Here is a 25,847-nt window from a genome sequence, read left to right as displayed (position 1 = left end):
TTTTTTTATTTGAATTTATTGTTAATCAATATCATATGCTAGCTCTTTTTTTTGTAAAAAGTCTTCAATAAGCTTAGTTTTTTCTTTTACTTTTGTTGCGTACGTAAAATCGCCATAACAATATGGATATCTAAAATTCTTTTTATTATCACCACAAGTATACAGATCTGGATTTTGATCGACTTTTATTTTAGAAAATTCTTTAGCTAGCTTTTCTGAATGTTTTTTAATTTGTTGACTTGCAATAAAATCAATATATTTTGGGCCCATATTATAGCTTTGAATGATAGTGTCCATTCCAACATCTTTCTCTATTCCATATTGATACATTTGGGCGAAGTGTTTTACACCTTGCTCAATGCTTAAGTTAACATCTTGAATTTCATTTCGATTTAATTCAAGTGATTCAGAAGACTGCATAGGATCTGTACCTTCACCTCTACTTTCTTGATACATGATTCCTAATAAGGTTGTTGTTTTGTCACTTAAATTATATTTTTCTAACTCCTTTTCAATAATTAGCTTAAATTGTAATAAACGTTCTTCTATACCGTAACGCTGCTTTTTATTGGTATTGTTCAATAGATGAATACTATATAGTAATCCAGTTAGTGTTATAAAAATAACAATACTACTAAAGAAGAATACTAACGTTTTTTTTATTCTTCATGTATTACGCCCCCTGTTCGTTTTAGATGAAAATATTAGCATAGGGAAATGAAGATAGGATAAAGATAAAATGAATTTATTATTTATTGCCAGGGGAAATCTCTTTTACATGTGCATATTAGAAATTAGGAAGAAAGAAATTGAATAGCATTTATAATTTTAATAGCCACCACATTCTGTATATGATGTGGTGTTATATCTCAATATTCTTTAAATTGTTTTGATATAATCTGCATTTTATCTTTATTTATTTCTAGTAATCTCTTTTTTGTATATAGAGGGTTAAAGGTATTAAATCTAGCAATTAAACCCTGTTTTTTCAAATACAAATAATAGAGAAGGGATAGAAAAAATGTCGGAACATGTTAAGGGAAAAAGGATTAAAATTTTGGACGAGTTCGTCAAAGAATCTGAGCCAGAAGCAAACAATAAGGTTAAGAGTCCGGATTTTGAGGAAGGTCCTAAACAAGAACAAAGGAATTCTCAGAAGATGGGGCGTCTAGTAGCGCTTGATGCGGTTCGTGGCTTAGCTGTAATAGGAATGTTTATACAGCACTTTGCCTTAAATGATATGAATGCTTCAATTGTATCTGGTAACACTACATTGTTATTTATACTTTGTGGAGGTATTTCTTACTCTATTATGGCTCGACGCACGAAAGAAAAAGGACTTGAGACCAGTAGGTTCCGATCTAGAATGCTCGCACGTGCAGTGTTTATTGATATAATTGGGTATCTTCTTATTATGCTTAACACTCATGTCGGTGTAATTTTACCTGCCTATGCGGCCCTGTTCGTACTGGCACTTGTTCTTGTTCATCGTTCAACACGTGTACTCATTATAACAGCAAGTGCTCTGATTGTTGTAAGTCCACCTCTGATGATTCTGGGAGAAAGTCTTTTGTCGAACTCATTTATTCTTAGAGATATAGGAGGCGGTCCTATGTCTGGGATAGCACTAGCACCCGCTTTCGTCGTAGGCATGGTCATTGGGCGAATTGACTTAACAAAGCAGCGCCCTGCATTTCTACTTATGTGCAATGGTTTGATTATACTTATTATTTGTAAGCTGTTGGCTATTTTTGTCCTTCCTGATCTCAGTCAATCTTTTGAGGGGTGGCTCATAAGCGTTCAAGGTTCCGTTAGTAACCAGCCTGATCCAAATTTAATTTGGCCATCTAATGCCCAACCACCAATGTGGCATACTCTTCTTTGGACAAATGCACACAGTGCATCAACATTTCAAACACTGACGGGGCTTGGGGCCGCATTTCTTGTGCTCGGACTTGTATGTCTTGTACCGAGGAAGTTTTCCGTTGCATTGATGCCTTTCGAAAAGGTTGGACGAGTAGCATTAACAATGTATGCAGCTCAGTTTGTCGTATTGTGGGGGCTTCAACTGATAGGAATACAGCAGTATAGTCTGGAATTTCCGATCGGGGATGTACTTGTTGCGACTGTAACATTGGTAATTGGAGGAATAATTGTAAAACTTCCTGCTGGTCCACTCGAAGCAATGATGCGACGTTTTGATCGTTTTTTTAGCGCCTCTCAACCAGCTAAGACAAAAATATTAAGATAAATTATACACGCTCCCAATAATATCGATATTAGTTCGAATGGAAATTGATAATTAAAACTACCACGATGAACCTGTTTCACAATTAAATATGATTTAAAGCAAAACAGCACTCTCTAATTTAATGGTGAGGTGCTGTTTTCTTTTTTATTTTTCTACCCTAATGACAAACAGTGATCATTAAATGTTTTTAATCAGCTTGGCGTTCTGCCTGGCTAAATTAAACTTTCTTTTTAACAATTTCAATATGAAAAATATTCAATAGAAACCTAGCGTGTTAATTTCCTTTAGTTTGCTAGCTGATGAAGCTAATCTAGTTAATTTATGAATGAATTTTTTGGATTTTGGACATACTTCCTTTTTGGAAGAATCTATCCTTTTTTGAATGTGTGCATAGCCTCTATCGCTGCAGTAACTCGCTTGGCAGGCTTAAACAAAGTATCGAACGGATTTGTTTTTTAACACAGTGGTAATCCTGTATACGATTCTATGTTGAATTTCAATATTCTTTAACTTATTTCGACATAATCTGCATGTTATCTTTATTTCATTTTAGTAATCTATTTTTGTACAGAGCGGGGGTAATAATATTAAATCTAGCAATTAAAACCTGCTTTTTACGTATAAATAATAGAGAAAGGATAGATAACGATGTCGGAAAACGGTAATAAAAATAGTGGAATACGGGGAGTGTTCCTAACGATCATGATACTACTAACAACTTCTTTTCTTATGTTCTTTATAATAGGTAAGTTTAATTCCACTTCCGCAAAAGGAGCAAACCAAGAGGGGAAAAATAACCAAAGTATAATGTCACAATCTAAAGAGATAGAAAATACAAAACCCCAAAGAGAAAAAAGAGCAGATGGAAAACCTGTAGGAAAAGTTGTTTATTTAACATTTGATGATGGTCCGAGTACTTTAACTGGGAAATTTTTAGATGTATTAAAAGAAAACGATGTAAAAGCAACATTTTTCATGCAGGGAAGTAATTTACAAAATGCAAGTTATCAGGAAAATGTAAAGCGAGCAGTAAAAGAAGGACATTATATCGGAGCACATAGTATGACGCATAATAGTGATAAGCTATACAAGAATGGACAATTTGTTCCAGAAATGAAAGAAACATTATCTCTTATCAAAGATATTACAGGTACAAACCCTAAGTTAGTACGTCCACCATATGGATCAGCACCAGGGCTGAAGAGCGGAGAAACTCGTAATCAAATTGTAGAAGCTGGAATAAAAGTATGGGATTGGACAATTGACTCCTATGATTGGAAATTAAAGAATAATCCAAATGAAATTATAGAAAATGTAAAAAAATCTACAACAGAGGATGTTGAAGTAGTTTTAATGCATGAAAAACCTCAAACATTAGCAGTGCTTCCGGAAATTATAAAGTTTTATAAAGAAAAAGGTTATGAATTTGGTGTATATAATGATGCTGATCATTTTCACCTGAATTTCCAAAAAGATCATCGTCTTTAAAATATATTTTAGCAATGGAACGTTACAAGGAACTTGAATTTATTATTTGAAAATCATATTTCTGAACGTGAAAAGTTATTGAATTAATTCGATAAATATTCAGTAGGTGTAAACATAACCTTGTTAATTATTTAGTAGATTATCTTACAAAAGTGTAAGGGTACTGTAATTGACTTTACTAATAGGTGTAACTATAATGGTTACACGGAGTTGGGTGTATTAAATTTTCATCATTTCAAAATAAAGTGAATTACTAACACCCCTACATTCATGATTTGTTTTTTGCTTCCTTTATGTGTGATATTTACTAACTAACTATATTTAAAGGTGATGTATTTTAAATTTGAATATTTTATCTAATTCACAAAAATGATTTGTCTTAAATTTAATCCCCAACTCCCCATAATAAACTTTTAGAGGTGTTATATTTATGAAAAATAAATTAATTGCAGCAGGAATTATTACAGGAACTTTATTGTCACATTCATCCAATATATTTGCAGATACTTTGAGATTTCCAGATGTACCCAAATGGGCGGAACAGTCGGTTAATTATCTAGTGGATAAGCATGTTATTAATGGCCTACCTAACGGCACGTTTGGATCATATGAATTATTAGACAGAGCTTCTGCAGCCAAAATTATAACAAAAGTGTTAGGAATAAATATAAACTCAAGTGAAAAGCCTTCATTTAAAGATGCACAAAATCATTGGGGAGCGCCTTATATCGCTGCAGCAGAAAAAGCAGGGATAGTTAGAGGAGTAGGAAATGGGCTATTTAATCCATCGGGTAAAGTTACTCGTGCGGAAATGGCGACAATGCTTGTGAATGCATATAAATTACAAAGCCCAGTAAAAAGTGAAAAGAAAACTATATTTAAAGATTTAAAAGGACACTGGAGTGAAAAATACGCAAGTATTTTAATTGATTTAGGAATTTCTAAAGGTACTGATAATGGTTGGCAACCAGATAAATTAGTGACTCGTGTAGAAGCTGCACAACTAACTGCTAAAGCCGATGCGCTTCAAAATAGAGTTGGGGGAAGCCTTAATAGTTCGAATGAAAAAATGTCAAACAAAAAAGAAGAGTATATGGATGGGATAGTAAGTACTATTATTAGAGAGGTAAATGGAGACTACATCAAGGTAAATTATAATGATAATGATGGAAAAAATCATTCTGTTTACGTGTGGGCATCAAAAAAACATGATTTTGAAGAAGGGGATACAGTAAAAGTTAGCAAGATTGGTAATTATGGGGAAACAGTCTATCATAAAAGTTTTGGATATCAAACAACCCAGTATGATAATGCTAAATCTAAAGAATCAACTGATTCACAGAGAGTCATAACAAAAGTTAATGAGAAACAAAATGAAGAATTAGTAATGGGTGAAATAAAAGATATATTTAAGGACGAATCAGTTGATTATATTGAAGTGAAATTAAAGGATAATGAAGGTAAAAAACAATATGTAGATGTACCTGTTCCTCAAGGCCATTCATATAAAAAAGGTGACAAAGTCAAAGTGGGACATAAAGGAGAATGGGAAAAGAAAGTAAATAATAAATATATGACCGCATGGATAAGTCCCGAAGGGTCTATTTCCAAAGTAAATGAAGAGCAAAAAGAAGAGTTTGAAATAGGTGAAGTAGAAGGGATAACTAAGGATAAATCAGTTGATTATATTGAAGTGAAATTAAAAGATAATGAAGGTAAAAAACAATATGTAGATGTACCTGTTCCTCAAGGCCATTCATATAAAAAAGGTGACAAAGTCAAAGTGGGACATAAAGAGGAATGGGAAAAGATAGTAAATAATCGAAATATGACCGCATGGATAGGGCCAGAAGGGTCTATTTCCAAAGTAAATGAAGAGCAAAAAGAAGAGTTTGAAATAGGTGAAGTAGAAGGGATAACTAAGGATAAATCAGTTGATTATATTGAAGTGAAATTAAAAGATAATGAAGGTAAAAAACAATATGTAGATGTACCTATTCCACAAGGCCATTCATATAAAAAAGGTGACAAAGTCAAAGTGGTACATAAAGAGGAATGGGAAAAGATAGTAAATAATCGAAATATGACCGCATGGATAGGGCCAGAAGGGTCTATTTCCAAAGTAAATGAAGAGTAAAAAGAAGAGTTTGAAATAGGTGAAATATATAATGCAGAAAGGTATCATGTCTCTGTAAAATATATTAATAATAAAGGCCAAACAGATTATGTACATGTAAATACATCTCATGAACATAACTTTAAAGATGGAGATAGAGTAAAAGTAATTAACAAGAAAAACTGGGATGGAAGATTTGTATTAGAAGGGTCTATCTCAAAGTTTAATGAGAATGAAAAGCAAAATGAAGATTTTGAAATAGGTGAAATATATAATGCAGAAAAGTATCACGTCTCTGTAAAATATATAAATAATAGAGGTCAAACAGACCATGTGCATATGAATACATCTCAAGGCCATGAATTTAAGGACGGAGATAGAGTAAAAGTAATTAACAAGAAAAATTGGGATGGAAGATTTACGCTAGAAAGATCTATTTCAAAATTAAATAAATAGTAAATAATTGATTTAACTTTAAATTAGTAAAATAAAGTTTTTATCCTTTATAGAATATTGAACGAATAATCATGCTACTCGATATTTATAAAGTATCAATAAATATGATTTGTAATATAAAGATAAAAAGGATTTCAACTAAATGTAGTTACTTTATGTATGAAAAGGATATAAATTATGAAAATTAATATTAGCTTAACAGTTGCGTCACAAATTTTATCTATTCTAAAAAAAATCCATTAACCCCATATGATTCGGAATTTATTGGGAGAACTTTAAGTATTCATCCTAAAATTATCCGTGGTATATTATTATGTCTAAGAGATACAGGTATTATTCATAATAATCATAAAGGGGAGGGGTGGTATTTAATTAAAGATGTCCATCATATTACATTACTAGATGTTTATCGTTCAGTATGCAGAGTAGAAGGGGAAATATGTTCTATTCATGAAAATTTAAAGTTTAACTGTCCTATAGGTGCAAATATACAATTTGTATTAGAAATTATTCTTATTCAAGCGCAAGATGAAATGTAACAAATACTGGAAAATGTAACAATGGGGCAATTAATTAGATTATTAAACAATGAAAATGATACTTCTAAATGAGTTTTATATTATATTTTTTAAAAGTTTTAATTGTAAATCTCAAGTTATTCTTATTATCCAATTATGTTAGGAACAATATTTCAACAATAGTCGGGGGAAAATATATAAGGAATATTTATTTAAAACAACCTGTCAGGGAGCATCAAGCGACATGTATTTGGATTTGATTATATATTTGGAGTTTATACTGAAAAATTTAATATAAATTGAAACCAGTTATATTAACCAGAAAATATAAATTTTGTAATATGAAGAAATGCATATATCTAGAAGTTGAAAAATACCATTGGTGTAACTATAATGGTTACATAAAGTCGTTTTAAATATAGATTTAATTAATCTAAAAATATAGGAGTGGAGATGTTATAGGGTATGAAAAAAGTTATTCTAGCAGGTGCATTAGGAATTGCTGCTCTTGCAGGCACAAATTTACCAGGTTTAGAAGCAACAAAAGCAAGCGCAGCGGTTGAATCAAATATTCAGTCAATTGAAGGACGCGTTTTAAAGGTCGAAGCAAATTCCTTTGAGATTGAAGCAAAAGGATTTAATGAAAATATGGATAATCCTAACCGTTTGACAGTCAATACAACTCAATTAAACCCAAATGTAAAAGTTGGTGATATTATAAAAGTCACTGGATCGATATGGCGTTCATTTGGTGATAGTATGGTTCCTGAGTCTGTTGTTAAAATTAATAATAACCATATTTTAAACCATCAAGTAAATGATTACGTAACAGGTGAAATTAAAGAAATTGGGAAAAGATTTAACGACTCAATTAACTATGTAATGGTTCCTTATATTAATGAATACGGTCAAGAGGAAGATATTGAAGTTCGTTTAACTCAGGGACAAAAATTTAAACTAGTAGATCAAGTTAAAATTAATATAGAGTCTGCCCTTGGGCGTGGTAACTTGAATGCAGGTACAACGGTTACGGATAACATCGAATTGTTAAAAAATAACGATACATTGGAACCAGGTGTTTATTTTGAACAAAATGGTAAAATGGATTACGTAGTAGGAAAAGTTATTTCAGTAAATAGAGATACATCTACACCGGCTTATCCTGATAACGTCCTAAGAGTACAATATCCTAACTCCAAAGGGGAAAATGAAAGTGTATTTGTATACCTATCAGATGGATTTGTAGAACAATACTTATCAAAAGAGGAAAAATTTCATGTAGGGGATATTGTTAAAGTGAATAATATGTCAAATTTAGAAGAGTCTCCACTTGGTGGAATTCCTTCTATCTTCGATACAATGGTTAAAATTATAAAACCACAAAATACAAATAATGAAGGGAAATGGATGTTTCCTAACGATTAATTTTATTCGATAACATACACTATAAATATTTAAAATTTATATATAAAGTTAGAATTGTTGTGAATGTATTTCTGCACTTTTTAACATCTATGACGAGATGTATCGTACATCATAGTGTAGCTGATAATTCTTTAATAACCGTACTGGTTTGGTACGGTTATTTTTTTATGAAAGAAATAATACATCTGGCTAAAGTGCGTCTCGTTTTTCTTCTCATCGTGCTTGTACAAAGAACGCATTTAAAGTTATTTCTATATGATGTTGCATAGCAATGTCTAAGAATAGCTTCTTAGCTGCTACATATAGCTTAAAGATAGCCTTTGTAAATACAACAGGACTAATATTTATATAAGGATTCTTTGTAAAAGCGTGCCTTTTAAAAGATATATTTAAAAGAAGCAACACCTATTGAACCATAGAACCACAAGGGATTTGAAAAGAGTTAAACATTTTTTAGGTACGCAGCTTGGGAAAAACTTTGCTAGTTTCACAAGAAGAGTGCGCAATATGGGAAGGGTATTGCATTTTTTAATACATATAAAAAAAGAAGACGGAAAACCCGTCTTCTTCATCTAAGGCCAAATAATATCTGATGATTTGTAAGCCCAGTCAAGGTATGCTGGTTTACCGCCACTACTAAATGAGAGTTCAAAGTCACCAGCTTTAACACCTTGTGGAAAACCTTCTTTGTTACTTTTCCATTCTAGCGCTGGATCGCCTACTCTAATTTCTTTGTTTTCAAAGTATACTTTTCCGCTAGCTACATGTTTAAGTGAAACATATAGATTAGATTGACCACGGTTTTTGATGTACACTTTAAGGTGACCGTATCCTGGGGTAACACTAAACTTAATTGTATCACTGCTTTTTGGCGGGTTATAGTTAGCCCCATTGTAAGTACCGCTATTCTCATCCATTACTCGAGCACTAGCCCCCGTAGGAAATGAAAAAGCTGCAAAGACAACACTAAACATTAAAGCCACAGAAAATAACACTGTACATAGTTTGTTCTGTTTCATAACTTAATCCCCCTATCATCTAATAACTCATCTCAAATATAATCTCATTACCAAATAATTGGAAGTGCAATACTGATTTATCAATAATATTCCGAAAATTAAGTCTATTTTTATAGAAATCACAATGTTATATTAGTGTTGTGTATTATCTAGCAAAAGTACGCAAGATGGGAAAATGAGTAATGCCTTAAAGTAAGGTAATAGAAAGGAAAATGTTACAGTTTTTAAGAGTGGTTAAATTACCTTTAATCTGTACATACTTTCGAAACTCTATGTAGAATGGTATTAATGATTAGTAGCAATTGATATAATTGTATTAGTAGCAATTAGAAGGATTATTAGTGGAGAAGTTAAAAGTACTATTTCAAAACACTATATATATAGCGTATCCCCTATTCACTGGAGTTGAGGGGAGTGAAAGAGTTTTAAATAAATGGCAACTATTCTATCAAGATGTAGAAAGAGATCTACAGGGAATTTACAATTCAACATATTCATCACAGACGTTTGAAAGGTTAGTGAAATGGGTTTCTAAAAAGAAGCTTTAGGATTATCTGTGATAGACATTCTCCCAAAACTAGATAATCATAAGGAAGAAATTTTCGAATGTCTAAAAGACGATTTATATATGGAATTTGGGATTAAACTGCCTGTTGTCGAAAAAGAATTACCTTTAGATTTAGAGGCTAAGGGTGAGTATATAGAACGAAGTAATGCAGGATTTATGTACCATTTATCAGACACCATTGCTAAGAATAAGTTTACAGATGATCAAGATAAAAATGTTCGTATTGCGCAATTGCAGGATAAACAAAATAGTCTAGTGGTGGTCTCTTCGCATGATGATGGTGATATGAAATTGCAAAGAGAAGAGCTCAAAAGATGGAATACACTTATTGATTCTACTTTTTTAACTCGAGTGATGGACGATTTAACTGCTGATTGTCTTGATATTGTAACTGAACTATGGGTAAAGAGTGCGGAAAATGATAAGACCATTGTGCCTGTACATTATGAACAAATATTAGATATGTGTAATATGAAGCAAATCAAAAATGGCAAGGCTTATTATCGAAAAGAGGACAGGTTAAAGATTATGGAGCGCTTAGCTGCTCTTGCTAGTATTTTTATTTATGTCAATGAAGATAATGAGATTGTAATTTTAAATGAAGAGGATCCCAATGAAACCTTAGCTTATAAAAAGCAAAGAATTAGAAGGCTATTTGTAATGGATGAAATTATCATTGCAAAGGATATTGATACGGATAAAACATTGGGAATAGAGAGTATGAATGTTACACTAGGTAGCTTTTTATCAAAATATCTATATGGTTCTGAGAAACTAACGGGATTACTATCTAAGAAAGCATTGGAGTATAACAGTAAGCAGCAGAGATACCATAAAAGAGTAACCAGATATCTAAGTTGGCGTTGGCGTATTCAACAGTCTTATCAACATCTTACACATTCATATAGTATTGGTGGTCCTAAAGGGTTATTGCAAGTAATGGAGATCAGTATGAATAGAAAACCAAGCCTTACAAGACAAGTTTTTGAAAAGACGCTAGATGATCTTATGTGAGACCAAGTAATTCAAGAGTGGAAATACTCTCCTGATATTGATGAAGAGAAATGTAAGGGGAAAAACTGGTTTGAGAATTACTGGCTAAAATTAAAAGTAATTATTTCTCCGACAAATGAACTTGTTAAATTACAACAAGAGTTGATTACTAAGAAAAGTAAGCAGCAGGCACCTTTGTTTATTGAGATGGAAGAAAGGCCACCAGTAATTGAAGAGAAGCCAATAAGTATACCAGATCAAGAAATACCTAATAGTATCGAGTTTTATATTGAAAAGATGAACACGTATAAAGAGAAGAATAATAAAAGTATTCGTGAGTTAGCGAATATTTCATATTCAACACTTTCAAGGATGTTATCCGGTAAAAGAAAACGATTAAATGATGATACGAAGAATAAGCTAGATAAGTGGATAGAAAGACAAGAAGTAATGAATTTATTATAGGAAAAGGTTGTTATATGGAGGCGATTTATAATTGAAAAAAGATGTTGAAAAGTTTTTTCAAGATAATTTAACGATGTATCCTCATTTAAAGGCTATTCGAGACAGACTTTGGATGAAAGATGGTAAAAGTAGGGTGTCAGTGATGATTGGGGCAGGATTTAGCTTAAATGCCAAAAAAGTGGAATCTTCATTTGAAAGCATGGCTTTGTGGTCCCATTTAAAAAAGCGACTAATACAAGATTTAACCCACCATCCAAATATTGAGGAGAAAGATGTATTAGCAATTAGCCAAATATATGTTGAAGAATACGGAAGAACGAGTCTGGACGAAATTTTAAAAGAGGCTATCCCTGATGATAATTATGAACCAGATACTATACATCACGACTTATTGAAACTTCCATGGGCGGATATTTATACTACAAATTATGATACTTTATTAGAACGCGCTAAAAAACATGTTTATGAGCGGAATTATCAAGTTATTTACGATATTAATGATATCCCAAGTTCCGTGCAACCACGTATTGTAAAATTACACGGTAGCTTTCCGTCGCATAGGCCTTTTATCTTTACAAAAAAAGATTATGAAAAATACCAACAAGATTTTAGACCATTTGTAAACATGGTTCAGCAGTCTATTATGGAGACTACATTTGTATTAATAGGTTTCTCTGGAGATGATCCTAATTTCAAAAAGTGGACAACATGGGTGCTAGATAACCTCGGTGAACATAAGCCGAAAATCTATATGATAGATTGTAATGGGCAGAGCAAGCTGAGATTTAATGACCTGGCAAAAATGGGGATTACGTTAATTGATTTTAAAGAAATATATAATAAACCAGGAAACCCATATCCTACAATGTTCGCTGATATTTTCGAGTATCTTTCTTATAAAAATAGAAAAGAGAAAATAAAGTGGCCATATGAAGGCTATCATAGAATAGAAAATTTTAAAGTAAATCGAGAAACGTATCCTGGCTGGTTTGTTATACCAAATGACATAAGAAAAAAATATGTAGATGACATTCAACAACAGATGACATTCTTTATAAATAAAATTTCTTCGATTGAAGATAAAGAAATAATAGATTATATAAACGAGATAGTATGGTGTTGTGAAAAATTTTATATTCCTATTGAATTTAATTCTGTATCTATTAAGCTTGAAGGCTTAATAGCCGAATTGAAGGAGATAAATAAAGAATATATTCCATTACTGTTCCGACTTTTAAAGGAAGAAAGATTAAAAATTAATGCAAATGGTTTTTTTAGATATAAAAGTATACTAGAGGGACTTAAGCTAAACCAGGAAGAAACCCATAAGTTATTATATGAACAAATATTATTTACTTTAAATAGTGATTTTCAAGTTATAGAAGAAATGATGGATCAATGGCATGTGGGGAAATCTGAAATAGAATGGGGTATAAAAAAGGCGATTATTTATTTTAGGGTTCATCAAAATGACAAAGCAACTCGAATGTTGTATGAGTATTTACAAACAATTAGAAGCTTACTTGCAATAAAGCCAGATGATTATCGATTACTTTCATTAGAAAGTGTTGTACTGCTTCATTTACAGAATAGTGGAAGGGAAGATAGATTGAGTTTATTAAACAGTAAGAATTGTGATGTAGGTAGGGAGTATGAGCAATCAGTTATTTCAATAAAGAAATTTGAAAACACATTGGGTACAAAACACACTTATGGATTTGACCCGGGAAGCGAAAAATTTAAAACTAAATATTCATTGTTGATAGATAAAGCATTATTGGATTCGTTTGCTGCCCTACAAATGCAAGAAACTTTAATGTTACCGACTAATAATACTTACGAACTAGATTTAGCAATAAGAAACTTAGAAGAATTTTATCCAATATATTGTCAAATGAAGAAAATACAGAATATAGAATTAGAGGATTTAGATAGAGTATTTTCAAGAGAATCCGTTTATGCGATGGAAAAAACTAATATAAATATCTTAAGTGATTATTTAATAAATTCTATTTTTAATAAGTATCACAATGATTTAGATATAAGAATAGAGGTGGAAGTTCTCTCTAGAATATACTTTGCTTTATCAATTGAAGAAAGAGAACAATTAGATTTAAAATTAATAGACTTTATAAATAAAGCGGAAATATTCCAACCAAAAGAAATAAAAGTGATACAACAATTTTTAGAAAGAATAATTGTATCTAAAAATAGTGTTGAAAGCGAATTGTTTTTGAAAAGGTTAATAGATAATGAAATTGTAAGTTTAGAGAATAATAATGTAATAATGGGGAATGTTTTTTTTATACATATTGTAAAAGGACTTGAACAAAGAATTAGATTTATTCAATTTGAGGTTCCTGAAAATCATATAGGAATATTATTTGGTAATTTAAAGAATGATGATGAGCATGATGTTGCTTTACTTAAATTGATTGCGCTTGCCAGAACAAAAAGTTTATCCGAATTATATTATGGTAAATTGTTATCTTATATAAATAATTACACAAGGCGTCAAAGTTCTAAACTGAAATTTATAATAGAAGAAATTATTAGTCAAGAACAAGTACTTCAATTAATAGATGAATCAGAATTTGTAAAAAAAGAAATACCTAAATTTTATAGTTCTCGCTCTTTGACTATAAATAACCAATTAAATATATACTTTAAGGAATTATCAAATGTGTTTTCTTATCACATAATAGATGCAAATGGAAAAGAACTGAAGAAAGGTATTTATAAACAGTGGTTAGAAAAATTTTATTTTTGGTGGGAGAGTCAAAAAGAAGGGTTTAAAAAAATAGAGCAAGATTATGAGGATCGTCATTTTGGTGCGTATAATTATTTAGATGAATTGGTATTTATTTTAGGAAATAATATGTGGGGTACGATTCCCAAAGAATATTTAGGAGAAAGCGATATAAATAAAATGAAGGAGATTTATTGGGATATACTAGATATTAAAAAAGGATTCTCATACTCTCTAATACCGTGCTTTGAAAGGTTAGGTATTAATGGTGATCGCAATATAGAGCTTTTGATCGATGGGTTAAGTGATAAAAAAAGAAATAATGTCAATTTAGCAATGCAAGCACTATATGATTGTTTATTATTAAATGAACATAAGAAAATAAGTGTAAATTCAGTTCTAATTAAAACTGAAATTTTACAGTTAATAAAATATGGAACAGTGGATATTGTAAGTATGGCTATTGATATAATAAAAGATATTGCTAAATATATTCCTTCAGTATTTAATGAAAGTGATTATAAGTTATTGATTAAATATGCTAATAGTTATTTAAGAACAATAAATGAGGGAGAGCTAGAAATATCAACACGCGATGATCTTAATCTGCTAACTAGTTATACAAACTTAGTAATATATATTTCTAGGAATAAATCAAGCATCGTAGGTGAACAGTTTAATGAGTGGAAAAAATATATAAGGAATAACCTGTTACCTGAAGTAAGAATATGGGCTGATTTTCTCGAAGATAAAGTAATGATTAATTGATAATATGCTAATCTAATTATTTGGGTTTAGTCCAAAATCTATGAAATATAGCTATAAATATAATTGATGAAAAAAAGCCATTTTAAAATGGCTCTTTTTCATATAATTTTTATGATTGCTGGGAAAATCTATTTTCTACTAAAATGCTAAAAAAACACATTAATGCTCTGGATACAGCAGTTTTTTCATCAAAGAAAAGTGCTGTGAAAAATAGGGAGAATAGAAATACCATAAATAAGATTTCCTTTTGAGCATTTTTAACTTTAATTAACATATTGAATACCTCCAATTAGAATTTTTTATTCAGTATAGTATTATAAGAATTTTCGTCATAGATTCTAAGAGGAGAGAGCACATTTTTTTAAAAAATCTTGATATAGAAATCTTAATTGTGTAATATATAGTTATATTGTTAGTTTATTTGATTCCGTTTATTCCCACACCTTTTTTTGTGTTGTGGTTGAGTTGTAGAAGCAAGTTGCGTCTTGTTTCATTTGTGAAAGGGCTTCTTTGAGCCGATTAGTGTATATATAGCTTATTTTGCTATGCACATTATTAATCGACTTGAAGAAGCCCTTTTTGTATTGTTTTCAAGTTTGCAGGCGGGGTTATTTATGATTCATAAAATAACAAATTAAACAGTAGAGGAGATAGTAAAATGAAAAAAGATTGTAGACACTTAAAACTAGTACCAACAGTAGAGGAGCATAAAACACGAATGGAAAATAACCAGAAGTCATATGCTGCACCAGCAATGTCATCTGAATCTAGAGCAAGAGTAAATCAAATGAGAGGGTGTTTTGAAGCAGAAATTATATTACCAGATGGTAAATTTCAATATTTCAAGCCACATGCTCTTAATGAAAAAGAAGCCACTCAAGAAATCGCTTTATATATTGAAGGGATTCAAGAAATGAAGATAGGCTATGTTATCTTATGGCGCTTTGTTGGGCAACCAAGTTTTTATAGTGGTACTAAGCTCGTAGCTGAACCGAAGTTTCGCAAGATCCTACGTAAGCTGAAAGATTACTTTTTTGATTACGAGGAAGTTGTTTATGAACCTGAAAAATAAGAAGGGTAGAGGAATATGAAGATGAAAAAGGATAACATTTGGACAATATTAGATGATCCAAAAGAGCAGGAAACAAACGAGCAATCTCAAGAACCGGATGATATATTCGCTGGTTTGGAAGAGCTATCGGAGATTACAGATGATTTACTACCGTTTTAATAAAGTCGAGGTAGTGTATAGAGGGTAAAAGGAAGAACTAAGTGATGTATTTACTTGGATCTTCCTTTTTTTATTGTAAAAAAGAACTTGGAGGGAACGATTATGCGTTTAGGAAATGATTTAGCGGCAGGATTTTATCCAACACCACTAACAGAAGGGGAACACTTAGTACGATTATTACAAATGGAATCAGAGCGAGCTTATGCTTGCTTTGACCCATGCTGTGGAGAAGGGACAATTTTACGAAGCTTTGCAGATGAGGTGAGACAGGTTGGCATACAACTTGATACATATGGTGTGGAATTAGATGCAAACCGATATAACAAAGCAAAAGAGCAATTAGATGTAGTGGTACGCTCAAGCTTTGAAAGCATGATGATTAGTCATGACTACTTTCCGCTTATTTTTTTAAATCCTCCATATAATATGGAGCTTCGTACAGAAAATACAAAATCAGAGAAAATGGAGTTCAACTTCCTAAAGCGTGCTCACCTTTATTTACAAGATGGTGGGATTATGGTGTATGTCATCCCATACGACAGATTCGCTAGAGACGATATCAGTTATTTTTTAGCAAAGAATTATGAGGAAATAGGCTTGATGCGTTTTGGTGATGAAAATGAAGAATTTGAGCAATTTAAGCAATGTGTTTTTATTGGCCGTAAGCGTGTAGCTACGAAAAATGATACATATTTCAATGATCGATTTGCTAATTTTTGTGAAAATATGTCCGATCTTACTTTCGTAAGAAAACATGTGAGTACTTTAGCACAAATGGTGAATCATAAGGATTGGACTATACCTGAATTGCGTCATCAAAACAAACTTATTTTCACATCTCGCGTGGATTATAAAGATGCTTATAAAGGTATAGGCAAATCAGAGGGAATCGCATCATTAAAGAAGCGTTTAAATAGAGGGAATGGCTACTCACTTCAAGGTGAGAAAACAGCTGCTGAAAGAGCAAAGATGCCGATTGCTTCCGGACAATTAGGACTATTGCTGATAACAGGTGTGGCAGATGGTTTGCTTGGTGAAGGTGATACACTCCATGCAGTTCGTGGATCTGAAAATGTGTATTATGAACATTCATTTGAGCAATTGGAAAAAACAACGAAAGAAGTTGTTTTACAAAAACGTCGCGCTAAATTTATCACCGCAACACCAACTGGTGTAGTCAAAGAACTTGTCTAGGAAAGGAAGAAGGCTATGTCTGTACTATTAGGAATAGGAGCATTATTTATCGTATGGGAATTTAGTAATCGTATGTTTCGTATTGCTATTGTACTTACATTCATTTGTTTATGTGCTTCTCAGTTAGGTGCAGGTACACATTTGGAAGTATTAGAGCAATTCTCAGTATTCCATGGTGTAGGCGATATGTTAACTGCAGCTGAACAATCATTACCAGAGTGGAAACAGTTTATAGATTTTTAAAACATAAATTAAATGAGTAGGACATGAAACGTATCGATTATGATGCGTTTTTTATTTTAGGAGGGAAACTTATGCTACAAGAAATAATTAAACAAGATACATTTGACCAGGAAGAAACACCAGCGATGCTGCAATTGGAGACAGCCACTGCCTCACATACAGCTTTTTGTTTTGCAATGGCAGTAAATCGTCATCATCAAATCCAATTTGCAGTACTAGGTGCGAATGACAGTACATTAAAGTCATTCCGTGCTGCCATATCAATGGGATCTAGTCGTTTGTATTTTGGAGAAGGAAAAAAAGAAGAATTACATTACATTTTAGATAAAAAAGTGAATGTAAACTCAAAAGGTCAGTTTGAATTTATTAACACACAAACAGTAAATAAGAAGAAGGCAATTATTGCATTTTCTAGAGAATTAGAAGAAAAGTATATTGTTGCAATTGACGAAGCGCCAGAGATACAAGTAAGAGATTTCCTAATGGCTCCTCCGTATGGTTTACCGATCTTAGAAGAATGGGCGAAGCCAATTTATGATGAGATGCTAACAAGAAATTTATTACAACCGTTAGAGGTGTATTTTGATAAGAATGAATTTTCTTCTTTAACGATTGCGCAAGTCTTACTAAAGGAAAAGGATTGTAAGGAGTTTTTATCAGAAATGATTCGCTCTGGGAAATGTCAATTCCCGCAAGAAGGTACAGGTGAAAAAATCAATGAAATTAATGATTTAAATGAATACCTATTGGAATATTCGCCTGTCATGCTTGATAAGGTAACAAAATTAGATGAGCCATTGCATCAACCAATGAAAGATCAGGCATTATCTCATTTTGATACATACAAAAGACCATTATTCCCTGTACAGGCACATGTAGCAACAGGTGCAGCAAAAGCATTACAAGTACAAAAAGGAATCATTATACAGGGGGAAATGTCGTCGGGAAAAAGTGCAATTATGACAGCAACAGTAGATGGATATTTCCATTTAACCGGGAAAAAAGGGTATCGTACCTGCGTATTTGTTCCACCGACTCTTACTGAGAAGTGGGCAAAAGAAGAAATACGACACTTAATACCAGACGCAGAAGTACATCTAATTAAACGTACAGAGGATTTAATTCGCATTCATCAATCCTGGATTCAGGCTGGAAGACCAAAACCAGAAAAACCAACCTATTTTGTTATTAGTTTTACAACAATGCGAGGGGACTCTATTAAACAGATGCCATTACCTTATAAGAAAATTGCACTTTCCAAGAAATCAGAGGAAGAGGTGCAAAGATATTATAAGAATGGATACTATTGTCCAGATTGTGGTGCTAAGTTGCGTAAAAAAACGTCTTCAATTATGGTTCAACAAGCTAATGGTGAACAGAAAGAAGTCTGTCAGTATAAAGATTTTACAGGAAGTGACTTAGATTCGAAAACAAATAAAAACAGTGTATGTGCTGATTGTAATTCAAATATTTGGAGCCCAAAAGTAAAAACGAAATATGCAAGTTTTAAAGATTGGACCAAATATGAAAATAAATTAGTGCGAGCAATAAAAGAGGGAAATAAACCGCTGCAAAAACAACTAGAGTTAGAGAATCGTGTGAAGCCATATGATGCGAAGCAATCAGGAAGAGCATATCGAAAGGTAGCTACTGTTGAGTATATTCGTAGAAAAATGAAACACTTCTTTGATGCTTTAATTTGTGACGAAGTCCACGAATTAAAAAGTGAAACAGCACAAGGAACTGCCTTAGGAAGTTTAGCAAAGGTTTGTAAGAAGGTTGTAGCTGGAACAGGTACATTATTTGGTGGCCGCGCAAGCGATGTATTCTATACGTTATGGCGTTTATTCCCTCAAAAAATGGTGAAAAGCGGTTTTGAATATAGTTCTTTCATGGAATGGAATGAAACCTACGGAAACATCGAGAGAACATATTACCATGATGGTGAGGTCACATCTAATATAGCTTCACGTGGAGCGCAAGGTACATTAGATAAAACCAAGGTCGTACCTGGTATTTCACCTTATGTGTTTACCCAATATTTAATGGATACAACCATTAATGTACGCTTTAAAGATGTATGGCCAAATCCTGTGGAACTAGTCAATGTCCCTACAATTCTTGTTGATATGTCTGAAGAGCAAAAGCAAGCCTATGAGCATATGAAAGAGTCGTTCGAAAAAGCAATCGAAGCAGCGAAAGGTACACCAGACGCCGGAAAATTGTGGCTTTCTTATATTCGTACAGGTAATGCATATCCAGACAATATGATCCATTATCCGAACTATTACTTAGATAATGCAGGAAAAGAACTGGTTTGGTCTAATGATACATTCAAATTTGATGAGGATTGTATTCAGCCGAAGGAGAAGAAGTTGCAAGAAATATTGCATACTGAAATCTCTGAAGGCCGTCCAACCATCATTTATGTATCTGATACAGGATCTACAGTGAAAGAACGAGACGTTCAGCCTCGTTTACAAAAGGTCGCAGAGCAAGTACCTGGTGCGAAAGTATCTATTCTTCGCACCAATACAGTTACTCCGCCAAAGCGCAGTGCATGGTTAAAAGAGCAAGTGAATAGTGGTGTAAATGTAATTATCTGTTCGCAGGAATTGGTAAAAGTTGGTTTGGATTTATTGGCAACACCAACGCTCATTTTCTACCAGCTTTCATTTAGCTTATTTACGTTAAACCAAGCCGCAAGAAGACACTGGCGTATTGGACAAACTAAGCAATGTAGAACCTTCTATCTGAGCTACAAAGAAACATTCCAAGCTCAGATGGCACAGTTAATTGCTCAGAAGAATAAAGCTGCTGAAGCAATGAATGGTGATGCAACAAGCGATGGGCTGAATGCAATGCTTGGTGATACTGGAGATCTACAGACTTTATTAATTCAAAACATTAAGAGTGGAAATAAATTAAAAGGTTCAACAGAGGAATGGACAAAAGCAGCATCTGATGAATCTAAACGCGTCCTAGCAAACATCGGTAATGTCATTACACCTGTATTTGAATCATTTGAAATTCAATTTACGAATTGGGTGGAGAAATTACCAGAAACGATGGACGTAGCATTTATGAAAGAAGCTCAATTTGTACGAAGAGCTGTTGAGTGCATAAAAAATGAGCAAGTACCTGGTGTTCGAGTAAAGCAGAATGTACTTGAAATAGATGGAGAAATAGAAGATGTCATTCGAGCTTTAACAACACTGAATACTGATAAGCGTATGCTTGTGCAAAAACAGGATATCACATTCTGGGATTCAGTTATTGTAGAAGTGGATTCTTCTAAAAAGAAAGGGAAACGAAAAAACAAAGTAATCGATGGACAGTTTGAGTTCGATTTATTTGGATGATCGAGAGGGGAATATTATGTTTACAAAAATTTTAATTGGTCTATTTTGTTATGTGTTTTTGGTAGTTCGTAATTCAAAGAAAAAATTTCTAATAGAAGAAGCCAAGAAAAAAGAAATGGAAAATAAACCGGTGGAACGCCCTGTTTATTGGTGCCCAAGAGAAAACAAGCCTATTGGAAGGGAACAAGAGCGTGTTACTGTTCCAACAAAAGAAATCACCTTAGAAAAGGATGTAGCAAGTATATATGATTTAGTTGCTACATCTGTTCATAAGAATCTGGGTGAGGAAGAGAGTGACAGGTTAAAACATGAGGATATAGAAAAAGTGGAGTATGTTGAAGATTTTCATCATACTCCCACTCCTGAGGCTGTTTATGATATTCCTTTTCCAAGTGATGAGGATATACCAGTGGAATTATTAGAATATGAGGACATGTATCCACAACAAGAATATGTTTCAATTCCATCGGAAAAGGAACACGTTTTTCCTGTTCAACAAGGAGTAGCTGATGTTGAAGATATGGATTTTGTGAGGTGGACTGCAAAAGTGATAGGACGAGAACAAGGACTGACACGTGTCATAAATATGTCTAATAAGAAACGTTATTGGATTCAAACAGAGGGAGAGATATTACCGGAAAATCAATTACTGTATATAGAATTAGAGGTCAATTCACCTTATTCTTATACACTAGTTGAATGGAGTAATAGACAACTAGGGAATATATAAATCTATTTCCTAGTTGGATTTTCTTAGTTAAATAGCATGAAATACAGCATTTTCTCACTCATTTGTACAAGAATAAAACATTTTTTTATTTTTGTACAAATGAGTGGGACAGAATGATTCACCATATAAGGATATTCGACTATAATGAGACATTGTACGTCATTGTAATATTGAAATGTTTTGAGATTCAAGTGATTAACAGTCTTAAAACAGGAGAATTGAGAACTCTTCGTAATATTACAATGCTTAAAATAGATTAAATCCAAACATGAGGATTATATGAAGTAAAAAATATTTTTGAGTTAAAAAAATAACAATTTTGAAAGGTGAATGTAAATGAATATTAATTCCATAAGTAACAATGTAGTAGAAAAATTAGAACAAACGGTGCGCTATGAAAAGAAACAAGTCCAGGTATTACGTGTAAGTAAAAGTAGTTCTAATATACACGCTTACATGATTTTTCCGGAATTCTCAGAGGTTAAAATTTCAAATACCGAACTGGATGAATATATAGAAAACCTGTCAACAAGCGTGAAGTATGTCATTGATCGCAAGTTGAGTCAACAAGAAATTGAAAAACAAAATCATTCTTTCATTATGACGTGTGAAGTCGAGGAAGATGGTGTAATAGATGGTGAAACGATTCATTTTAATACGACGTATGTAAAACCACCAACAATTGCAAATAAAGTATTTAAGTTGGTGTGTGGATTAGGGAATCGCTTAGATAGCTTAAAAGAATTACATATTACAGTATTAAATAATAATATTAACCGAATTGAAATTGAGTTTTATAATGAAAATGAAACATATGTGGCAGTAGAAAAAGAAGAAATTGCAAATGCAATTATGGGGGCATATACAAAAGCAAATATCTATTATGCAGCAGATCTTTATTATGCTGCAGAAGGAAATGAAATCAAATTAAAGAGCATCAAACCAAAATTAGCGGGTGATGTATGATGAAACGAGAAAAAGGAATGATAGGAGTCTTATGCACGCTTGTTTTGATGATTTTATTACTTGTACCCTTACAAGCAGCTCAAGCTTCTGTAAAAGTAGATTTTAATGAGTTAAAAGGAAATGATGTTTCGTCATCATTTAAAGATGGACTAAACAATCGAACGAAAACAACAGAGAAAGATGATTCGTTTGGATCATCAATCATACAAAAGATTGAAGGATTGTATGCGCCGGCTTTTAAAGTAGGAGTCAATATCTTTTCTATTTCATTCGTATTAGGCGTTATTGTCATGGTTATGGCATTAATTACAAAGAATGGTCAATGGATGAAGTGGGCAACCGGAAGTATGATTTTCTCATTTATCAGCATGATGTCGATGAGACTAAGTGTATACTTTTTGTTTAGTTCCGATGTATTTTCATTTATGAACATCTTTACGGATTTTTTAGACCTGTTTAAAGCAACAGCACTTATTTTCACACCCTTTATGTTAATCGCAGGTATTCGTTTAAGAAGAATTCATGAGAGTACGAAACAGCCGGAATATTACCGTTGGGCCAACCGTGTCATAACAGGATCTTGTTTGCTGTGTATGTTAGCCGTACTCGCTCCATGGCTATTTGCTAATATTTAAAGAACTATATATTAAGATAGAAAAGGTACTGAATCTACATTCAGTACCTTTTATCTACCCATTAGGTTCTTTCTTTCATATTCTTCAAATACTTCTTCTGAAATTGGCGATAGTATGCCGCTCAAATACACAGCGGTATATAAAAAGTATTGCTCATCCCTTGTTTTAATTGTATGAGTACCGTGTTCCTCATTGTTTGGAATAATTCGTTCAATTTTGAGTTGTTTTTTATCACAAATGATCTCTTGTACTCTATATAAATTATGTATCGGTAAACGATCAATATACAAACAAAGGTACTCTAGTAGGAGTAGAATAACAGTCATTTGTAGAATGAAAGCAATTTTTAATAGAGTTGGTATGGATGCAAATAATACTAGCGATATAGAGACCAAGAAGATATTTAACTTTGAAAACCATTTTTCGTGTTGATTTAAAGAAATAATACTTTTCTTATTCTGAAATACCTGGAACCTCGTTATAAGAAAAATAATTACAAAGATTCCTTCATAACTAAACCAGGTTTTCCACTCCGTATCAGTAAGTTCTAGCAATATATATATGATACCGGTAGATATGATCAGTGGTACCAGCTGTACCAAACTAAATAGTATGGTATGTTCTAACATTCTTTTCTTGTAGATACGATTAGTAATTGAATCCAAGTTTCTTAACTCCTTCTGCAATTTTCATGATGACACCACCAATAAGAAGATGGTATTCGCCAATTCCTTTTTCATTTACGTACCAACACATATAGTGCCTGATACTTTCTTTTGCACCATGGTCATGTAAAGGGAAAGGAGATGCGTATTTTTTAGATGACACATTATTATCACCGAAAGGAACCTGTTCTGCAAGTGCAAAACGTTTCTTCGAATCATTTATAATCCAACAACCATAGTTTACTGACCCATACCATATTGCGTCTTTATGAATTGGATCAATAGAAGGTTGTGCTGGATAGCTTTCAACTAGGATTTGCGCTTTCTCTTCACAAAGTTGCTGATGTATGTGTGAATTCAATGGATCTTCCGTTCCGATTTCATAGGTTTCCTCAAAGTTACCACACTCATAAGGGACAAGGGGATTATTTGAATCAGCTGCTAATTGCAGACTGCAAGAATCTGATTTTGAAAGATAATATACGCAGTCTTTGCAGGTGAAAAAGTTAGAAAAAGCTGAATCTGTTTTTGGTTCTGGTTCTGTTACGGTATTATCTACTACAAGTTTTAACATATCTATCACAATCCTTTATAGGCTATTTCATAATTTAATATAGACGTATCATATCATGCTTATTTTCAAATGTAAATATTTTCCATTTGAAAATACCCTAATTTATTTTGAAAGGAATGTTTGTTTTGAAAAGAAATCGGGAATATATTGCTTTGCGAAATTCTATTTTAATAGGTTGGTTGCTTACAATTATCGTTATAAGTCTATCTATCTATTTTTCATCTATCGTATATTTATTAATTGGATGTTTCATTTTATCGCTTAAATACGGATTAACAGGCACTGTAAAGAATGTGGAAAAGCGTTTGCCTACATGGGCAAATTTTGGAGTTATTGAAAAACCAGTAAATCGAAGAGTGACAAGGCCGTTTCCGTTTAGGGGCGGGCTCCTTCTTTCATTAGCTTTAGGATTTGTAGAGATGGTGATAAAAGGCTTATGTATCTCATATTTTATTTTAGGATTAGAAACGTATATCTACCGTCTAATGCGCAAAAACGTAAGAGTGTGAAAAGGAGGATTTTACAATGAAAGTATTGATATTCGAATTAATTCTCATTGCAATTCTAATTCCATTGAATATTGTTGTGAAAAAACATGTACCAAAATGGAAAGGGAAAGTCGGAGAAAAATTAGTGAAGCGTACATTGAGCAAATTGGATTCTGAAAAGTATTGCGTGTTACATGATGTTACAGTTCATATTGAGTATGGTGATACAACGCAAATTGACCATATTGTTATCGCGGAAACCGGTGTATTTGTTATAGAGACGAAAAACTACGAAGGATGGATCTATGGAAACGAAAAATCTGCAAGGTGGACACAGGGGATTTTTAGAAAGAAATCTTCTTTTCAAAATCCATTTCGACAAAATTATAAACATATAAAAGCTATTGAATGGATAATGGAACAACAGCTGCCGTGCATTTCTATAGCAGCCTTTCATCCAAAATGCAGTCTAAAAAGGGTAAATGTTCCTTCTAAAGATAAGCATGTCTTATATTATAACGATCTCAAGAAATGTATTGAATCCTATACAGACCTGCAACTTACAAATGACGAGGTTAATCATATTTATCAAACTATGTTGCGAGCAAACATTACGGATAAGGATATTAAAAAGAAACATGTGAAGTATTTACATAATAAGTTCGCTAAACAATAAGAAATGGAGAAAGGGACATGTTATATGTAATTGGGTTTATTATAATCTCTGTAGTAGCTATTCGTCTGAACGTGAAGTATTACAAACTAAAAGGAGAACAAAAAGATTTTGTGATGAAGAAAAATAAATAAATTCATCATTATAAAAATTTTTCATTTCAAAAACAAGCAAAACGAAAAGAAGAGCATCATTTCTTGATACAAAGGAATGATGTTCTTCTTCATAAGCTACTAACAGTAAAATAAGTCAGAGATTTATCCGCTGTGC

At 32.5% G+C, this 25,847-nt stretch carries 21 protein-coding genes and 2 pseudogenes; 17 read left to right on the top strand and 6 right to left on the bottom strand.

Annotated elements, in window-relative coordinates; genetic code table 11:
* Window positions 1-21: 21 nt before the first annotated feature.
* On the bottom strand, window positions 22-663 hold the full coding sequence (locus B9A45_RS30750) for a lysozyme family protein (RefSeq protein WP_084065866.1): 642 nt from the start codon (window positions 661-663) through the stop codon (window positions 22-24).
* 358 nt (window positions 664-1,021) lie between these two features.
* Between B9A45_RS30750 and B9A45_RS30745 the strand changes: the two genes are divergently transcribed.
* The 5 genes from B9A45_RS30745 (at window position 1,022) to B9A45_RS30725 (ending at window position 8,254) form a co-directional block, all read left to right on the top strand.
* Window positions 1,022-2,251, top strand: a complete 1,230-nt coding sequence (locus B9A45_RS30745) for a DUF418 domain-containing protein (protein ID WP_084065865.1) — start codon at window positions 1,022-1,024, stop codon at window positions 2,249-2,251.
* Window positions 2,252-2,899: 648 nt separating this feature from the next.
* The gene (locus B9A45_RS30740) at window positions 2,900-3,739 is read left to right on the top strand and encodes a polysaccharide deacetylase family protein (protein ID WP_001293472.1); all 840 of its coding nucleotides are present in this window, start codon (window positions 2,900-2,902) and stop codon (window positions 3,737-3,739) included.
* A gap of 430 nt (window positions 3,740-4,169) precedes the next feature.
* Window positions 4,170-5,876, top strand: a complete 1,707-nt coding sequence (locus B9A45_RS30735) for an S-layer homology domain-containing protein (protein ID WP_084065864.1) — start codon at window positions 4,170-4,172, stop codon at window positions 5,874-5,876.
* A gap of 653 nt (window positions 5,877-6,529) precedes the next feature.
* Window positions 6,530-6,850, top strand: coding sequence for an Rrf2 family transcriptional regulator (locus tag B9A45_RS33115; protein WP_347366359.1), 321 nt, complete (start codon window positions 6,530-6,532; stop codon window positions 6,848-6,850).
* Between the two features lie 444 nt (window positions 6,851-7,294).
* The gene (locus tag B9A45_RS30725; RefSeq protein WP_084065863.1) at window positions 7,295-8,254 is read left to right on the top strand and encodes an ATP synthase F0F1 subunit alpha; all 960 of its coding nucleotides are present in this window, start codon (window positions 7,295-7,297) and stop codon (window positions 8,252-8,254) included.
* A 112-nt stretch (window positions 8,255-8,366) separates the two neighbouring features.
* Here B9A45_RS30725 and B9A45_RS33110 read toward each other — a convergent pair.
* Both B9A45_RS33110 and B9A45_RS30720 read right to left on the bottom strand, forming a co-directional pair.
* Window positions 8,367-8,611 (bottom strand): annotated as a pseudogene (locus B9A45_RS33110) (hypothetical protein); the annotation flags it as partial.
* A 215-nt stretch (window positions 8,612-8,826) separates the two neighbouring features.
* Window positions 8,827-9,273, bottom strand: a complete 447-nt coding sequence (locus B9A45_RS30720; protein ID WP_000812406.1) for a hypothetical protein — start codon at window positions 9,271-9,273, stop codon at window positions 8,827-8,829.
* Between the two features lie 341 nt (window positions 9,274-9,614).
* Between B9A45_RS30720 and B9A45_RS33105 the strand changes: the two are divergent.
* Window positions 9,615-11,299 (top strand): annotated as a pseudogene (locus tag B9A45_RS33105) (hypothetical protein).
* Between the two features lie 31 nt (window positions 11,300-11,330).
* The gene (locus B9A45_RS30705; protein WP_084065862.1) at window positions 11,331-14,816 is read left to right on the top strand and encodes an SIR2 family NAD-dependent protein deacylase; all 3,486 of its coding nucleotides are present in this window, start codon (window positions 11,331-11,333) and stop codon (window positions 14,814-14,816) included.
* Between the two features lie 109 nt (window positions 14,817-14,925).
* On the opposite strand, the gene B9A45_RS32445 is transcribed toward B9A45_RS30705, so the two are convergent.
* Window positions 14,926-15,090, bottom strand: a complete 165-nt coding sequence (locus B9A45_RS32445; RefSeq protein WP_179135423.1) for a hypothetical protein — start codon at window positions 15,088-15,090, stop codon at window positions 14,926-14,928.
* Between the two features lie 384 nt (window positions 15,091-15,474).
* Between B9A45_RS32445 and B9A45_RS30700 the strand changes: the two genes are divergently transcribed.
* The 8 genes from B9A45_RS30700 to B9A45_RS32015 all read left to right on the top strand — a co-directional run bounded on the left by B9A45_RS30700 (window position 15,475) and on the right by B9A45_RS32015 (window position 23,177).
* Window positions 15,475-15,888: a DUF6018 family natural product bioysynthesis protein gene (locus tag B9A45_RS30700; protein ID WP_084065861.1), complete on the top strand. Its 414-nt coding sequence runs from the start codon at window positions 15,475-15,477 to the stop codon at window positions 15,886-15,888.
* 15 nt (window positions 15,889-15,903) lie between these two features.
* On the top strand, window positions 15,904-16,047 hold the full coding sequence (locus B9A45_RS32440; RefSeq protein ID WP_179135422.1) for a hypothetical protein: 144 nt from the start codon (window positions 15,904-15,906) through the stop codon (window positions 16,045-16,047).
* A 102-nt stretch (window positions 16,048-16,149) separates the two neighbouring features.
* Window positions 16,150-17,241 carry a DUF6094 domain-containing protein gene (locus B9A45_RS30695; protein ID WP_084065860.1) on the top strand — a complete coding sequence of 364 codons (1,092 nt, stop codon included), beginning with the start codon at window positions 16,150-16,152 and terminating at the stop codon, window positions 17,239-17,241.
* A gap of 15 nt (window positions 17,242-17,256) precedes the next feature.
* Entirely contained in the window at window positions 17,257-17,484 is a 228-nt protein-coding gene (locus tag B9A45_RS30690; RefSeq protein WP_084065859.1) for a hypothetical protein, read from the top strand.
* A gap of 71 nt (window positions 17,485-17,555) precedes the next feature.
* Window positions 17,556-20,846 (top strand): DEAD/DEAH box helicase, encoded by a 3,291-nt coding sequence (locus tag B9A45_RS30685; RefSeq protein WP_084065858.1) that lies wholly within the window; start codon window positions 17,556-17,558, stop codon window positions 20,844-20,846.
* A gap of 16 nt (window positions 20,847-20,862) precedes the next feature.
* On the top strand, window positions 20,863-21,576 hold the full coding sequence (locus B9A45_RS30680; protein ID WP_084065857.1) for a transposase: 714 nt from the start codon (window positions 20,863-20,865) through the stop codon (window positions 21,574-21,576).
* Window positions 21,577-21,912: 336 nt separating this feature from the next.
* Window positions 21,913-22,542, top strand: a complete 630-nt coding sequence (locus B9A45_RS30675) for a hypothetical protein (RefSeq protein ID WP_084065856.1) — start codon at window positions 21,913-21,915, stop codon at window positions 22,540-22,542.
* Window positions 22,542-23,177: a hypothetical protein gene (locus B9A45_RS32015; RefSeq protein WP_142263123.1), complete on the top strand. Its 636-nt coding sequence runs from the start codon at window positions 22,542-22,544 to the stop codon at window positions 23,175-23,177. The genes B9A45_RS30675 and B9A45_RS32015 overlap by 1 nt, the downstream gene beginning before the upstream one ends.
* A 50-nt stretch (window positions 23,178-23,227) precedes the next feature.
* Here the strand turns inward: B9A45_RS32015 and B9A45_RS30665 are convergent, their stop codons facing one another.
* Window positions 23,228-23,806: a hypothetical protein gene (locus B9A45_RS30665; RefSeq protein WP_084065996.1), complete on the bottom strand. Its 579-nt coding sequence runs from the start codon at window positions 23,804-23,806 to the stop codon at window positions 23,228-23,230.
* 19 nt (window positions 23,807-23,825) lie between these two features.
* Entirely contained in the window at window positions 23,826-24,416 is a 591-nt protein-coding gene (locus B9A45_RS30660) for a hypothetical protein (RefSeq protein ID WP_084065855.1), read from the bottom strand.
* Between the two features lie 125 nt (window positions 24,417-24,541).
* Between B9A45_RS30660 and B9A45_RS30655 the strand changes: the two genes are divergently transcribed.
* Together B9A45_RS30655 and B9A45_RS30650 are read left to right on the top strand one after the other, a co-directional pair.
* A complete protein-coding gene (locus B9A45_RS30655; RefSeq protein ID WP_016112268.1) occupies window positions 24,542-24,925 on the top strand; it encodes a hypothetical protein in 384 nt (127 codons plus the stop codon).
* A 16-nt stretch (window positions 24,926-24,941) separates the two neighbouring features.
* Window positions 24,942-25,580 carry a nuclease-related domain-containing protein gene (locus B9A45_RS30650; protein WP_084065854.1) on the top strand — a complete coding sequence of 213 codons (639 nt, stop codon included), beginning with the start codon at window positions 24,942-24,944 and terminating at the stop codon, window positions 25,578-25,580.
* Window positions 25,581-25,847: the final 267 nt, after the last annotated feature.

This window comes from Bacillus sp. JKS001846 (assembly GCF_900176455.1).
GTDB classification, from domain to species: domain Bacteria; phylum Bacillota; class Bacilli; order Bacillales; family Bacillaceae_G; genus Bacillus_A; species Bacillus_A cereus.
This window is presented reverse-complemented; position numbering and strand designations above follow the sequence as displayed.

Bases quoted from the DNA above. Each gene is read 5' to 3' on its own strand.
- B9A45_RS30745 (WP_084065865.1), top strand. From the start codon at position 1,022: ATGTCGGAACATGTTAAGGGAAAAAGGATTAAAATTTTGGACGAGTTC.
- B9A45_RS30740 (WP_001293472.1), top strand. From the start codon at position 2,900: ATGTCGGAAAACGGTAATAAAAATAGTGGAATACGGGGAGTGTTCCTA.
- B9A45_RS30735 (WP_084065864.1), top strand. From the start codon at position 4,170: ATGAAAAATAAATTAATTGCAGCAGGAATTATTACAGGAACTTTATTG.
- B9A45_RS30725 (WP_084065863.1), top strand. From the start codon at position 7,295: ATGAAAAAAGTTATTCTAGCAGGTGCATTAGGAATTGCTGCTCTTGCA.
- B9A45_RS30720 (WP_000812406.1), bottom strand. From the start codon at position 9,273: ATGAAACAGAACAAACTATGTACAGTGTTATTTTCTGTGGCTTTAATG.
- B9A45_RS32445 (WP_179135423.1), bottom strand. From the start codon at position 15,090: ATGTTAATTAAAGTTAAAAATGCTCAAAAGGAAATCTTATTTATGGTA.
- B9A45_RS30700 (WP_084065861.1), top strand. From the start codon at position 15,475: ATGAAAAAAGATTGTAGACACTTAAAACTAGTACCAACAGTAGAGGAG.
- B9A45_RS32440 (WP_179135422.1), top strand. From the start codon at position 15,904: ATGAAGATGAAAAAGGATAACATTTGGACAATATTAGATGATCCAAAA.
- B9A45_RS30695 (WP_084065860.1), top strand. From the start codon at position 16,150: ATGCGTTTAGGAAATGATTTAGCGGCAGGATTTTATCCAACACCACTA.
- B9A45_RS30690 (WP_084065859.1), top strand. From the start codon at position 17,257: ATGTCTGTACTATTAGGAATAGGAGCATTATTTATCGTATGGGAATTT.
- B9A45_RS30685 (WP_084065858.1), top strand. From the start codon at position 17,556: ATGCTACAAGAAATAATTAAACAAGATACATTTGACCAGGAAGAAACA.
- B9A45_RS30680 (WP_084065857.1), top strand. From the start codon at position 20,863: ATGTTTACAAAAATTTTAATTGGTCTATTTTGTTATGTGTTTTTGGTA.
- B9A45_RS30675 (WP_084065856.1), top strand. From the start codon at position 21,913: ATGAATATTAATTCCATAAGTAACAATGTAGTAGAAAAATTAGAACAA.
- B9A45_RS32015 (WP_142263123.1), top strand. From the start codon at position 22,542: ATGAAACGAGAAAAAGGAATGATAGGAGTCTTATGCACGCTTGTTTTG.
- B9A45_RS30665 (WP_084065996.1), bottom strand. From the start codon at position 23,806: ATGTTAGAACATACCATACTATTTAGTTTGGTACAGCTGGTACCACTG.
- B9A45_RS30660 (WP_084065855.1), bottom strand. From the start codon at position 24,416: ATGTTAAAACTTGTAGTAGATAATACCGTAACAGAACCAGAACCAAAA.
- B9A45_RS30650 (WP_084065854.1), top strand. From the start codon at position 24,942: ATGAAAGTATTGATATTCGAATTAATTCTCATTGCAATTCTAATTCCA.